Below are 14456 nucleotides of genomic sequence, written 5' to 3' on the forward strand. Positions count from 1 at the left end.
TTATGTAATCGAGTATAATTAGCGATCATCGTATCGAATATACAGGAAAACGCTTGAGATACTTACCCTCGTTTAAAACATCACTTAGACTTTCTCGGGATTTATTTCGTATCCTCGGCTTGATGTTGTGGGGCATGGGTGCTTTTATCACTTTATTTTTCCTTTATTCGCAATTTAATGAATACAAATCTGATCTTCGCCAGCAGTTCTATTCTGGGTATGAAAACCTACAAGTCTATATACAGCAAACGGCGGCGACACTGAATTCTATTCAGTCGATGACTGATCTGTACCAAATAAAGCTGCAAGAATCGACAGAGGAAAATACTTTTACGAGTAAATTTATGGAATTGCCAAATGCCTCTAATTACTCGTTCTATAAATTAACTCCGAATACGGATTGTGATCATTTTAGGGATAAAGCTGAAAACTATTTGCAGGCTTTTGAACAACTGAATTATTTTTGGAAAGAGAGTATTGCAGCGCCTCAAGCTTTAAACCATGTCTTTTTAGTGGGTTCGAAAAGTTATTGTCTGGTGGATTATCCTATTCGTTCTACAATATCGGATATAGAAATACTAAAAAAAGTTAGCTACGAAAGTGTGCGAACTTATCAAGGTTTAAGGCTACAAGGTAAAGAGCGTAAGCTATTTACCATTACGCATGGTGCTCAGCCGGATTATGGGCAGGTTTACTTAATTCAAGCAATCAAGCACGATAATCTGCTCCCCGCATTTATTGGGCTAGAACGTTCAATTAATTTAAATCAATTTAATATACGGCGAAATAAGGCTATCGAAATATTGATAATTAACGACTATAACCAGCCTGTTTTATATTCACCTACAGATATCAATCCTAAGAGCTCTGCATTGCTCAATATTTCTGAGCCTTCATTTTTCGGTTTTAACTCAGATTACTCAAAATTAATCTTCAAAAAAAGGTTAGCACCTTCTCAAATTACGGTCATTTTCTCAATTGCGACGTCGGAAATATTAGCGAGTTTAGAAAACACCATTTTTTACGGTATCCTCCTAAATATTTTTACGGGTGGGCTGATTTTCTTTTTAATTTGGTTACTTGAAAGGAAAATGCTAGAACCCGCAGAGAACACTGCGATACGGCTTGAGGAACATGAACAATTCAACCACAAAATTGTAGCATCAGCACCGGTCGGTATCATCATTTTAAGATTAACAGATGGTGGTAATATTCTCAGTAATGAATTAGCCCATGACTATTTTCGGCTGTTAAATGATGATGATAAACAGCGAATATTGACAATTATTCGCCAAAAATCGAGCAATTATATAGATGTGGTGACAACCAACGGCACACACTTACAAATTAGCTTTGTAAACTCTCGATACCAAAATGAAGATGTCGCTATTTGTGTATTAGTCGACATTAGCATTCGTGTTCAAATGGAAAAATCGCTACAAGATGTAGCCGATGCGGCGGAACAAGCAAACCATGCTAAGTCAATGTTTTTAGCGACAGTTAGTCATGAATTAAGAACGCCGTTATATGGAATTATTGGTAATATAGAATTACTACAACGTTATGAATTACCTGAGAAAGCAACACGCTTAGTCTCAACTATGGATAATTCATCTTCACTTTTATTGCAGATTATTAGTGATATTTTAGACTTTTCGAAAATTGAATCTAAGCAATTGAAAATAGAAAGCAAATTATTTAATTGTCGAGAGGTTTTTGCGTTTGTATTAGCAAACTACCTGCCATTAGTCACGAAGAAAAAAATATCTTTATATTCTTTTATTGAGCCTAATATACCTGATCTCATTTTGAATGACCCTGTTCGTTTACAACAAGTGATTTCTAACATTGTTAATAATAGTATTAAGTTTACAGAATCAGGTTTTGTATTGCTTTATGTATGGAAAGATGAGAATTATTTAAAGATTGAAATACGTGATTCAGGGATTGGAATGACACATGCGGTGGTCATGAAGTTGTTTGATCCATTCTTTCAAGTTTATGACCAAAATAATATGGGCCATAAAGGAACTGGTTTAGGTCTAGCTATTTGCGAAAAACTGGTTAACCTCATGGATGGTGACATTGAGGTCAGTTCCCAAATTGGACTTGGTAGTTCATTTACTATTCGAATTCCTTTATATGGTCAAGAATATCTTAAGAAAAATATTCCAGAATACCGGGCTCATTATCGGATTGCAGTTTCGTGTCGAAATGAATTTTTAATGAACTTTCTTTTGCGTTTATTAAGCCAAGAACAATTTTCTGTTGTCCGCCATAATGCAACGGATAAGACACAACATTATGATCTCTTAATAACTGATTATGAGCAGGCTGAAAGGGGCATTTGTGAACATCATATCCAATTATCAAGTATTTATGCGGGTGAACTCCACCAAATAAAACAAAACCAGTGGATTTATAATACATATCAATTAGATAAATTACCTATCTTAATTGATAAAGCCATCATGAAAACGGCCGAACAATCGCTGAAAAATAGTACAGTAAATCCATCATTGGTTGCTGACCATTCGTTAAGTGAACACCATGTATTAATTGTCGATGACCATCCAATTAATAGAGCATTATTGAGTGAACAATTAGCGACTATCGGTTTTACTACAGGCACAGCGATAGATGGGCTAGATGCATTAAAATATTTAGATAATCATCATGTTGATATTGTTTTAACAGATGTAAATATGCCAAATATGGATGGCTACCAGTTGGCAAAGGAACTGCGCCGTTTAGAGTTCAATTTACCCGTTATTGCATTAACTGCTAATGCAATGGCAGAAGAAAAGCAACGCTGTATTAACGCAGGAATGAATGATTGTTTATCAAAACCGACAACAATTGCAATTTTACGTGAGACTTTGACGCGCTATTGTTGAATGTGACTAAAAAATGACGCAAAAATAAAAACCCATAACTGGGTTTTTATTGGCGTAGTCTTATAGTTAAAATGAAATTTACTCTGAAGGCGAGTTATCAATGCTGACAGAAGAAAGGTAATTCAGTAGCGCTATATCATTTTCAACACCTAATTTCAGCATAGCTGATTTTTTCTGGCTACTGATTGTTTTTATACTGCGGTTAAGTTTCTTTGCAATTTCAGTGACCAAAAAACCTTCAGCAAACAAACGTAGCACTTCACTTTCTTTTGGTGATAAACGTTTATCGCCATAGCCGCTTGCATTGACTTTTTCTAACAGTTTGCTCACGCTTTCTGGTGTGAATTTTTTGCCTTTCTGTAAAGCCGCTAAAGCTTTAGGTAAATCAGCTGGCGCACCTTGTTTTAACACAATTCCTTCAATATCCAGCTCTAAAATAGCGCTAAGAATGGCAGGGTTATTGTTCATAGTGAGAACAATAATTGACAGGTCAGGATAATGCCGCTTGATGTATTTGATTAAAGTAATACCATCGCCATATTTGTCACCTGGCATAGATAAATCAGTAACTAGCACGTCTGCATTTAAGCGCGCTAAGTTATTAATTAAAGAGGTTGAGTCCTCAAATTCCCCTACGATATTCACCCATTCAATTTGTTCAAGTGATTTTCTGATGCCGAAAAGAACGATAGGGTGATCATCGGCAACAATGACATTTAGGTTATTCATATTATTGGTTACCTTCTGGCATTAGTTTTTTGACTGAATTATCCAGCATGCTAATGCAATTTTTTATTTCCAATCCGTTTTCATCTGCTATGTAACGCTCCAAATCTTCACAAAGTTCATGAAGATAAGTAAATTCGAGCATAGCAAAAACTCCTTTTAAACGATGTGCAGTGTTTTTCAATTCGGTCAAATCCTCAACACTTTCACTATTATACAGTTTATTAATATCTATCGGTACTGTTGTGATAAACAAATCTCGATATCCGCTATTTGCCAGTGCTAATTGATAACTTGTAATTGCATTTTCAATTGATTCATTCGAGTTCTGTGAAAGCGCTTGAGTACTAACATGGTCTGGAGGCAAAATATCAGCATGCTCATGCTCTGCGTTTTCGATCAATAATGAGATAGCATCAATTAATTCATCAGCAAAATTGTAGTTAGTTTCGATGTAATGAGGTTGTAATTGATTAATCCCTAAAAGAGTACCATTTACTTTAACAATATTTTCAAAACATTCCTCATTATTATCAGTTATCAAAAGATCCCAGTCGGTGTGAGGGGAACTTTCACTTAAGTCCAAATATTCTGCTCCATAATTTGTTAATATGTTCCTAACAATCCGTGAGATATCTGCATTATGTATATTTAAACGTATACAAACATCTTCCAATAAAGCTGGGAAGTCTTTGACGAGCATTTCTTTAGCTGCAGGAAGCGTAATTTCATAATGAGTGCCTATTGCATCACTAGAACGAATAGAAAAAGTACCATTCATTTTTTTAACCAGTAACTTACATAAATAAAATGTTATGCCTGAACGCGTAAAGTTAGAAGCATTCAAAATTTGCCCAGTAAAAGGACTGTGTAAATTACTAAGCTCAAGATTACTGACCCCAGTTCCACTGTCTTTAATACTCAATAAAATTACATTTTTATTGGCATCATAAGATAACGCGAATGAAATTTTTCCAAAAGAGGTTGTTGCAATAGAATAATCCCAAATTAGTTGTATTAACTGTTTTAAATAATCAGGGTTTGCCATGATCAGTGAATCTGGATTGAGATTATTATGAAAATAAAGTGCTAACCCCTTGTTATTGCATTGGGATAAATTTTGTTTCAAAAACTCGCTAACAAGATTACTGATAGAAACGTTTTCAGTTTTTACTGAGCTAGCTTGAGACTCAAGCTGATTTAATAAGTTAATGTTTTTAAACCAGCGATTGATATAAAAAAGCTGACTTTCAATTTCTAAAATAAATGCACGGTTATTTGCGCTGACTATTTCGGATAATTTAGTTAATTGTTCATCCACCTTAATTAGTGAGGGTAATATCTCAGTACACATATTCTCAAATACAATCTTACGCATGTGAATATTTTTTTTGTACTCACGATTTGCTAATTCTTGACGTTTTTGGGTCAATGCTTCTTTGTCTTTGTCGATAATAATAAAGAGAACGGTATTGGGTTTTGTCATGCTATTGACAAGAATAACTTCATAGATAATATTCTCGATAGAAACTTGGATAACATCATGGTTTTCTATCGCCATTTCTTTAATGTGAATAAGATCCATAGAAGGTAATAACTGGTTAGCAATATCATTGCTCAGAATCTTTTTGTTAGTATTAAAATCATAAACCAAAATACCGTATGAAATATGGCTGATAATATCGCTTGTCAATGATTCATTAAAACTCAGCTCTTGCAACATATTTGTATTGGGCGAAATAAGGCGCTTACGAATGAATAGCATGATCAGTAAAGCGAAGAAGATCATAATAAGCATGCCAGTCATTAGCCATAAGTTATAGCCAATAACATTAAAGATAATGCTTTTTAATGAGACATGGTAATAAAGTTGATAGCTGGTGCCATCAATAGGGTGGGAGAAAATGAGGTTAGTTCCGACCCAAGTTGTATGAGGTTCATTGCTACCTGTGCTTGCAGGGCGTGTATTAATCGTAAAAAAATCCCCATTTAAATTTGGAGGGATCAGTGAATTGATAGAAATATCAAAGGATATAACACTCGTTAGCTGCCCTGGAGAATTAAACATTAGCCGATATGTATAGTAAAAAAGGTTATCGGGAGAGTACTTTTGAATATTTGAAATTATTTCCCGTCGGTCTAATAATGTTGATTGAGTCAACATATCAGCACGTTTTTCTTCAGCAGTTAATGTGAGATAACTTTCTTTAAAACGTAGCTCAGGTTTAAGAATTGAATGAGTGGTCACTAAGACTAGGGTATTGTCTAAGCCATTGAGATAATACATTGAGTTATATTCATTACGGGCTCCCCAGACAATCTCCATATAATTTGCAAGTTTAGATGCTAAAACATTACTACTTTGCTTATTATTGCCAAATACAATAGCATCGATGGATTGGTTGGCACTACTTAGCCAAAAAATATCATGGCGTATTCCTGTCACGGCAAGCTGATCAGCGGATGGGGTAGAGGATTTATTATTGGCAATTTTGTAGATATGGCTTGCTTGATAACGATAATCTTCGATTTGATACGCTAACCGACTAGCCATACTGTTCAAACTAGCCTGACGGCTTTGAACCAATGCTTGATAGTAGTTAAATAGTGATAAACAAAGCATCACTATCAGCAGTAAAATAAATGCTGCGAAAATACGAAAAAGAGTGTTTGGCTTTAATAATGATTGTTTGTACATACTGTAGCAAGTCGTCCCATCGGCAAAAGTATTATTAGGTTAAAAATCATACGCCTAGAGAAAGGATAGACACCGATTTTGCACAGATATTACCATTTTTCTTGGAAAAGAGAGAGCAATTGAGTGAAGATTAGCCAAACGAAGTAAAAAAATCAATTTTTTTACTTTCAGGGGTAGACAAGTTGCTGGGATTCCTCCATAATCGCGCCCCATGGAGAGATGGCCGAGCGGTCGAAGGCAGCGGTCTTGAAAACCGCCGATGGGAAACCATCCTAGAGTTCGAATCTCTATCTCTCCGCCATATTCGCCGGCTTAGCTCAGTTGGTAGAGCAACTGACTTGTAATCAGTAGGTCACCAGTTCGACTCCGGTAGCCGGCACCAAATAAGAACCCGTTACATTTAATAGATGTAACGGGTTTTTTCTTGCTTGTAATCCATATTATTTAACTACCTTTAGTCGCTGATGTGACAAACTTCTGGCTCCATCACCAAAAGAACATCAATTTTTCTTTCCATCGCTGATTGTGGTGGCTTCTTGAAAGCACCAATAAAAAGTAACGATTAAATTGACAAAAATCAGCAAAAAAATTCGCAAAATGACAAAAGTGCATATTAATAGTGAGATTAATTAAGCCATATATGTGATAATTTTATCTGTTCCTTGCAGTTTAAGTGATTATGTTGTTGGCCTAACCGATGCATAGTTTTGATGAATAGAAAACGAACTTCACAGAGCTATTTATTAATTAGCCATATTAAAAATCAAATATTGCTTAATGGCTTGGAAAGATTATTCGGCTGTTATCTACTCGAAAGGGAGATGAACTGCAAGGTATTCAGATAGTTATGGGTGAAAACCCATCTTGTTGTAGTAATCATGTTGAATTTAAAAGACTAAATATTGTCTAAAATAGCGTGCATTCTGCAAAGGCGAAGTATTGGGAGATATAATGTACGCCAAAAACCCATTTTCACTGAAATTGGTCCACCCGAAGTATGTAGTAACTTGGGTGGGAGTTTTTATCTTATTTTTATTAGTTCAATTGCCGTATAAATGGCAAATGTGGCTTGGTGCTTTTTTAGGCAGTAATTCACGGTATTTTATTAAAAGAAGAGTATCAATCATTAAGCGAAATTTAGAATTGTGTTTCCCAAATAAAAACAAAAATGAAATAGATACTTTGGTGAATGATAACTTAAAATCTTTAGGTATCGCATTATTTGAAACTGGGATAGCCTGGTTTTGGAGTGATAAAAAAGTTAAAAAATTATTTCAAGTAAAAGGAATGTCCAATTACTTAGATGCTATTGCTAAAAATAAAGGTGTGATTATTGTTGGGGTCCATTTTATGTCACTTGAACTCGGTGGCCGGATTATGGGGCTTTGTTTTCCTGTTAATGCAATGTATCGTCCTCATAACAATAAAGCGATGGAATATATTCAGACAAAAGGACGGTGTCGTTCTGGTAAAGGAATGATTGATCGTAAAAATTTAAAATTTATGGTTCAAGAGTTAAAAAGTGGTAAATCCATATGGTTTGCACCGGACCAAGATTTTGGAAGAAAAGGCACGATATTTGCGCCGTTTTTTTCTGTCAAAAATAGTTCCACGTCAAAAGGAACCTCAATACTTGCTCAATTATCTAAATCTCCAACACTCACGGTAACATTATTGAGAAATAAGAGCGGTGCTAATTATGATTTGGTACTGGGAAAAGAAATACTAGAATACCCAAGCTCTGATGCATTACAGGATGCAACAATAATTAACTCTATCTTAGAGGTTGAAATAATGAAAGCGCCCGAGCAGTACCTTTGGGCTCATCGACGGTTTAAAACCCGGCCTGAAGGGGAAGTGTCGCTTTATAGCTAGTTTTATATTTATCTTATGGCACTTTAAAGTTCATAATAAAAAACGAGATAAACACATGTTTTATCTCGTCTATTAATAATTTATAGCCTTGTTTAGCACAAGGTTATCGTTATAACCAGCTGTGTAGCATAAAGTATGATAATGAAAATATAAAAATTACCATTAGGTGTTGGAGCACCTTTAAAAACAAAAGAAATCTTCTTACTTGATTCATTGTTTCCTGCTTTGGCGAATATAATAAACGGCTAATTAAAACTCTTTTTTAGTGTAGTTCCACTAATAATAAAATACCAATTTCCATTTAAAAAATTAAAAAAATGTGAAATAAATTACACTTAATAAGTAAAAATAACTAAGTTAATGAGTAATTAATAAATAATAAAATATCTGGTCATTTATCACGTAAAATATGTAAAAATCGAATAGCCTTCAATAACGATGTTAATCGAAGACTATTCTAATATAGAGTTACTTTAGAATAAACTAAAAACTTTCTTCATATTCACGAGCTTTTTTATCGTCATAGTTATGTTCCCATTTGGCAATAACAAGTGCGGCTAGGGCGTTGCCTACAACGTTAAGTGCAGTACGTGCCATATCAAGAATTCTGTCAACACCCGCAATGAATGCCAATCCTTCTAGTGGGATACCGACACTTCCTAATGTGGCAAGCAGAACAACAAATGAAACTCCAGGGACACCCGCAATGCCTTTAGATGTGATCATAAGGGTAAATACTAAGATTAGTTCTTGCCCAATGGAGAGTTCGATACCATAGAGTTGGGCAATAAAAATAGCAGCAATACTTTGGTATAATGTAGAGCCATCTAAGTTAAATGAATAGCCAATTGGAATAACAAAGCTTGTTACGGATTTAGGAGCGCCATATTTTTCCATTTTATCCATAATACGAGGAAGTACGGTTTCAGAACTGGCTGTTGAGTAAGCGAGCAATAACTCATCTTTTAATATTTTCATTAAAGTGAAAATATTTATTCGACAATAACGAGCGACTAATCCTAGTACAACTACAGCAAAAAATATAATTGCACAATGGACGAGGATAACAAGTTTTAATAAAGGAACTAATGATGAAAAGCCGAAGTTAGCGACGGTAACGGATATTAATGCGAAAACCCCGATTGGGGCATACATCATAATCATATTTGTTACACGGAACATTGTTTCAGAGAAAGTCTGTAATACATTGAGTAACGGTTGTTTCTTCTCTGATGGTAAAGAAGAGAGCCCCAAGCCAAATAATACAGCAAAAAAGATGACTGGTAGCATATCACCACTTGCCATCGCTGCGAAAATATTACTCGGAACTAAAGTTAAGATCGTATTAATGATCCCCGAAGGGTGGCTTTCGACTTCTTGAGTGGTTTTTTCATATTGAGAAATATCGACCTGCGTTAATTGCGACATATCGATACCAACACCAGGCTGGAATATATTGGCAAAAGAGATACCGACGATAATGGCAATTGTAGTGATAATTTCGAAATAAAGGATAGTTTTAAAGCCGAGAGAACCTAATTGCTTAGTATTACCAACCCCGGCTATTCCAACAATTAGAGTCGATATAACAATAGGAACAACAATCATTTTGATTAACTGAATAAATATTTTACCTGCCGGGGAAAGAATATTTAGAATCAACCAATCTTTGTACTCTGTATTATCATGTAAAAGTGCACCAGCAATAACACCTAAAATAAGAGCAACCAGTATTTGCCATCCTAGGCCAAATTTAAACAGCTTCTTTTTAGTCACTTGGTTTAATGTCATAATGAAATCTCATTTTATATTAATAATTTTTATGTATGTGTTGTTATTATCATAAATTTTATATCGAATATTCGAGAAAACTACAACTATTAACTCGATAAATTTGAGTAATTTCAATATGTAATTTATATCAATATGTTTATTATGTTAAATTTAGATAGTAAAATAGCGATGCATGTTAAATATTATGGATTTTTGTTAATAATCAGTAGATTTTAAGGTGAAGTTGTCATTTTAATTAAATGTAAGCAATTATTTTAAATTGTTAATGATATTGCTTTTTTGTTACTTATTTTTTCGCGAATAAAACTAGATAGAGTAAAAAACAACCTCTAAAAATAATCTTTTTATTGAAAAGTCAGCAGAATATAATTTTCTGTATAACTCATTCAATTTAATAAGTTAATAAAAAAAGAATTTAATTTGAGCTAATCATTATTAGAAGAATAGGAATTATTAAAATATCAAGGTATGACTATAAATGACCACCTACTAAAGTTTATGTAATGAAATTAGTAAGGGATGAGCGAGTTAAATAAGAAAACTATTAATATTAAAGCAACTCAAAGTGCAGATTGTTTCCGTTTAAATGCAGCGAGTAATGTGCGTTCAGAAAGGTCTAAGTAATCACGTAACATATTAGAGGCATCTAAATTTTGGCCAGAGTCTAATAATCTAAGAATAGAATGGTTTTTATCAATATAGGGAGCATATAAAATTTTAGGGTCATTAAGATGACCAAAGGCCAGCCGTAATTCAGCGGATACATTACGGTATAATTTAATTAAGCGTTCGCTGTCAGATAGCTCAACAATGGCAGTATGAAATTTCATATTTGCAGTTCCTACACCCACCCAATTTTCTGTCTTTTCATGTTCACGAGCTTCTTGAACAGCATCTTTCATTTTTTGAACTGATGGATGCAAGGCATATGCATGAGTTAGTGCATCACATTCAATGAGTCGGCGAACTTGATAAATATCGATAATGGCAGCCATATCAGGCACTGAGACAAATACGCCCTTATTTGGGGCATAAGTTAATAAACCTTCCTGTGTGAGTACGCGAAAAACTTCTCGCAATGTATTTCGAGAAATATCGAGTTCCTCACTTAATGCTGCTTCAGATAAGCGTTGACCTGGTGTGATCTCCCCAACTGTTATCTTATGGCGTATAACTTCTGCAATAGTGACAGATAAAGTTTGTACAACAGGTTGTTTTTTCATAATAAAGGCTAATTTTAGTCTCAGGGGTGATAAGGCGTTATATTCCCATATTCAAGTTATAGCAGCAAGTTTCCTTTCTCTATTACTTATTCCATTCCATATATTTGCACAAGAATAGTGAAATTTAAATTTATTGCATCAATTTGGTGCAAATTGCTCGATAAACAATATGGTTTGTCAGCCAAAATTGTTAAAAAAGTGATCTCGTCTTGATTTTTAAACCAGCAATTACGATTTTTATTGATTGTTTATTCATCATTTAATACTAATTGTTCAACAATCTATTAAAAATGAATTAACAATACAGCTAACAAGTAGAACAATGGCACGATAATTGCCTTAGTGATTGTGACATCAACAACTACATTAATAATTAAAACAATAACTATTAGAGGAGTATTCATATGGCAGCTCAAGAAAGTGCACCAAGTACTGCTGAATATGTGAAAAGCCGCCGTTCATCATTGATAAGCGCAATCTTTTTAATGGCAACCTCAGCCATTGGGCCTGGGTTTATCACACAAACTGCGACTTTTACCGTGACATTAGGAGCCGCTTTTGCCTTCGGGATATTAGCGTCTATTGTGATTGACTTCGTTGTGCAGCAAAACATATGGCGTGTTGTTACCCTGACTAAAATGCACTCATCCGAAATTGCGAATGCCACAATTCCTGGGAGTGGTTATTTATTAGCGATATTAGTTATTTTTGGCGGGCTAATATTTAATATTGGCAATATAGCTGGTGCAGGTTTAGGGCTTAATGCGTTAGTCGGATTAGACCCGAAATGGGGCGGTTTGATTAGTGCATTATTGGCAATTTATATTTTTTCCTCTCGTAAGGCCAGCACCTTTATCGATAGGTTAATCATTGGATTAGGTGTAGTGATGATTGGCTTAACTTTATTTGTCGCTATCGCATCAAACCCACCTGTTGGGGAAGCATTGCGTCAAAGCGTATTACCTGACACAGTTGATTTTGCCATGATAACCACTATTGTTGGGGGCACTGTTGGGGGATATATCTGCTATGCAGGCGCTCATCGCTTATTGGATAAAGGCGCTGTAGGTATTGAAAACATTAAAGTTGTTTCTAGCGCAGCCACAAAAGGTATCTTAGTTGTCGGGTTGATGCGTTACATTTTGTTCTTGGCTATCTTAGGTGTGGTAGCCAGTGGTGTGACTATTGATATTTCTGGGCATGCAGCTAACCCTGCATCTCAAGCATTTCAGGCTGCCGCTGGTAATTTTGGTTTACGTATTTTTGGTTTAATTCTATGGGCTGCTGCTCTCACCAGTGTGATTGGTGCGGCGTATACCTCAATGAGCTTCCTAACGGCATTTAAGTCCTCTATTACAGAAAGGCAGCGTAATGTTGCAACTATTATATTCATCGCAGTTTCTCTGATTGTTTATTTATTCATGGGAACAGCTCCAGCTGCATTATTAGTTTTTGCTGGTGGTTTCAATGGGTTAATTTTACCTATTGGTTTAACTTTATTTGTTTATATCGGCTGGAAGCGCTCAGATTTAATGTCGGGTTACCATTACCCACGTTGGTTATTATGGTCAGGTGTCGTGACGTGTGCACTAACTTGGTATATGGGCGCGATGTCTGTCGGTGCAATCTTTAATTATCTGAAATAACTCAAGGAGTAGCCATGAAAAAGCAAATTGATTTAAATAGCGACCTTGGGGAGAGTTTTGGGCAATGGGAAATGGGCAATGATACCGCCATTCTTCCCGTTGTTAGTAGCGCGAACATTGCCTGCGGTTTTCATGCAGGCTCACCTGAAGGGATATTAAAAACCCTTAACGCGGCGAAGGAAAATGGTGTTGCTGTTGGTGCTCATGTTGGTTATCCCGACTTAGTAGGATTTGGTCGACGTAATATGGATATTGCATCGAGTGAATTAACCGCAGACGTGATTTATCAAATTGGTGCATTACAAGGGTTAGCAACCGCAGCAGGGACACAAGTTTTATATGTTAAGCCTCATGGTGCACTGTATAACACGATTGCTCATGATAAACGCCAAGCAATGGCCGTTATTGATGCGATATTAGCCATTGATAAGCAATTGATATTAGTGGCATTAGCAGGGTCACCATTAATTGAGTGGGCAAGAGAATGTGGCTTAAATGTGGTCGCAGAAGCTTTTGCTGATAGAGCTTATAACAGTGATGGCACATTAGTATCTCGAAAATTAGCGGGTTCAGTATTACATGACCCACAGATAGTTGCAGACCGCATGTTGCAGCTGGTCATGGAAGGCGGTGTGATGTCAATTGATGGAAAATTTACACCTGTTGATGCGGGGTCAATTTGTGTTCATGGCGATAGCCCTGGTGCTCTTGAAATGGCAAAACAGGTGCGTGCCGTACTAGAAAAACAAGGTATTGAAATTTATGGTTTTGCTCACAAAGGAGACCACGAATGACACAGCTAATGAAGGCATCACTGCAGGCCATTGAAGCCGCTCGCCTTGCACGCCAAGCTATCCGTGAGGGATATGACAAACCGACAGCAGGCCTTGCTCCGGGTATGACTCAAGCCAACATGATTGCGTTGCCACGTGACTGGGCATTTGACTTCTTATTATACGCTCAGCGTAACCCAAAGAGCTGCCCTGTTCTTGATGTATGTGAGGCAGGGAGCTGGCAAACGGTCTTAGCTGAAGGCGCTGATTTACGTACTGATATTCCACGTTACCGTGTGTGGGAGAAAGGACAGCTAGTAGATGAAATTACGGATGCGACAGAAATTTATCAGCAACATCCTGATTTAGTAACTTTTTTAATTGGTTGTAGCTTTACATTCGAAACGCCAATGATTGAAGCGGGTATTGATGTACGGCATATCACGGATAAATCCAATGTTCCTATGTATAAAACCAATCGCTTATGTCGTCCAGCAGGGCGTTTGCAAGGTGAATTAGTGGTTTCAATGCGACCAATACCCGCACACCGAGTTGCTGATGCAGTAAGTATCACTGGCCGGTTTCCTGCAGTGCATGGCACTCCTGTTCATATTGGTGCGCCAGAACAATTAGGTATTGATGACATTATGCAGCCTGACTTCGGTGATGCGGTTCGCATTGAAGAGGGCGAAATTCCCGTTTTTTGGGCTTGTGGTGTAACGCCTCAAGCGGCAGTAATGAAATCCGGGGTTCCATTCGCATTAAGCCATGCACCTGGTTACATGTTTATTACGGATGTACCTGATGCCGCATATCACATATAG

Annotated in this window: 9 protein-coding genes and 2 tRNA genes; 7 read left to right on the forward strand and 4 right to left on the reverse strand. The window is 36.2% G+C overall.

What is annotated here, in order from left to right; translation table 11 throughout:
- Positions 1-110 precede the first annotated feature (110 nt).
- Positions 111-2897 carry a two-component system sensor histidine kinase RcsC gene (gene rcsC / locus PSE83_RS03495; protein WP_232062974.1) on the forward strand — a complete coding sequence of 929 codons (2787 nt, stop codon included), beginning with the start codon at positions 111-113 and terminating at the stop codon, positions 2895-2897.
- Positions 2898-2975: 78 nt separating this feature from the next.
- Here rcsC and rcsB read toward each other — a convergent pair whose 3' ends face one another.
- The gene (gene rcsB, locus PSE83_RS03500) at positions 2976-3626 is read right to left on the reverse strand and encodes a response regulator transcription factor RcsB (protein ID WP_004259923.1); all 651 of its coding nucleotides are present in this window, start codon (positions 3624-3626) and stop codon (positions 2976-2978) included.
- A gap of 1 nt (position 3627) precedes the next feature.
- Complete coding sequence (gene rcsD / locus PSE83_RS03505) at positions 3628-6321, reverse strand: phosphotransferase RcsD (RefSeq protein ID WP_164565197.1); 2694 nt, start codon at positions 6319-6321, stop codon at positions 3628-3630.
- Positions 6322-6534: 213 nt separating this feature from the next.
- Between rcsD and PSE83_RS03510 the strand changes: the two genes are divergently transcribed.
- The 3 genes from PSE83_RS03510 to lpxL all read left to right on the forward strand — a co-directional run bounded on the left by PSE83_RS03510 (position 6535) and on the right by lpxL (position 8196).
- Positions 6535-6622: transfer RNA gene (locus tag PSE83_RS03510), tRNA-Ser, on the forward strand.
- A gap of 5 nt (positions 6623-6627) precedes the next feature.
- A tRNA-Thr gene (locus PSE83_RS03515) sits at positions 6628-6703 on the forward strand.
- A gap of 569 nt (positions 6704-7272) precedes the next feature.
- Positions 7273-8196, forward strand: coding sequence for an LpxL/LpxP family Kdo(2)-lipid IV(A) lauroyl/palmitoleoyl acyltransferase (gene lpxL, locus PSE83_RS03520; RefSeq protein WP_004259939.1), 924 nt, complete (start codon positions 7273-7275; stop codon positions 8194-8196).
- A gap of 483 nt (positions 8197-8679) precedes the next feature.
- On the opposite strand, the gene gltP is transcribed toward lpxL, so the two are convergent.
- The gene (gene gltP, locus PSE83_RS03525; protein ID WP_004259943.1) at positions 8680-9987 is read right to left on the reverse strand and encodes a glutamate/aspartate:proton symporter GltP; all 1308 of its coding nucleotides are present in this window, start codon (positions 9985-9987) and stop codon (positions 8680-8682) included.
- A gap of 563 nt (positions 9988-10550) precedes the next feature.
- Positions 10551-11213: a GntR family transcriptional regulator gene (locus tag PSE83_RS03530; protein WP_094962311.1), complete on the reverse strand. Its 663-nt coding sequence runs from the start codon at positions 11211-11213 to the stop codon at positions 10551-10553.
- A gap of 404 nt (positions 11214-11617) precedes the next feature.
- Here PSE83_RS03530 and PSE83_RS03535 point away from each other — a divergent pair, with 404 nt between their 5' ends.
- From PSE83_RS03535 to PSE83_RS03545, 3 genes are read left to right on the forward strand one after another with little or no spacing between them, the layout of a single operon-like run.
- Positions 11618-12859 carry an NRAMP family divalent metal transporter gene (locus tag PSE83_RS03535; protein WP_272660664.1) on the forward strand — a complete coding sequence of 414 codons (1242 nt, stop codon included), beginning with the start codon at positions 11618-11620 and terminating at the stop codon, positions 12857-12859.
- A gap of 14 nt (positions 12860-12873) precedes the next feature.
- On the forward strand, positions 12874-13653 hold the full coding sequence (locus PSE83_RS03540; protein ID WP_136134368.1) for a LamB/YcsF family protein: 780 nt from the start codon (positions 12874-12876) through the stop codon (positions 13651-13653).
- Positions 13650-14456: a putative hydro-lyase gene (locus PSE83_RS03545; protein ID WP_004259966.1), complete on the forward strand. Its 807-nt coding sequence runs from the start codon at positions 13650-13652 to the stop codon at positions 14454-14456. The genes PSE83_RS03540 and PSE83_RS03545 overlap by 4 nt, the downstream gene beginning before the upstream one ends.

Source organism: Providencia sp. PROV150, from assembly GCF_028481025.1.
GTDB lineage: Bacteria > Pseudomonadota > Gammaproteobacteria > Enterobacterales > Enterobacteriaceae > Providencia > Providencia hangzhouensis.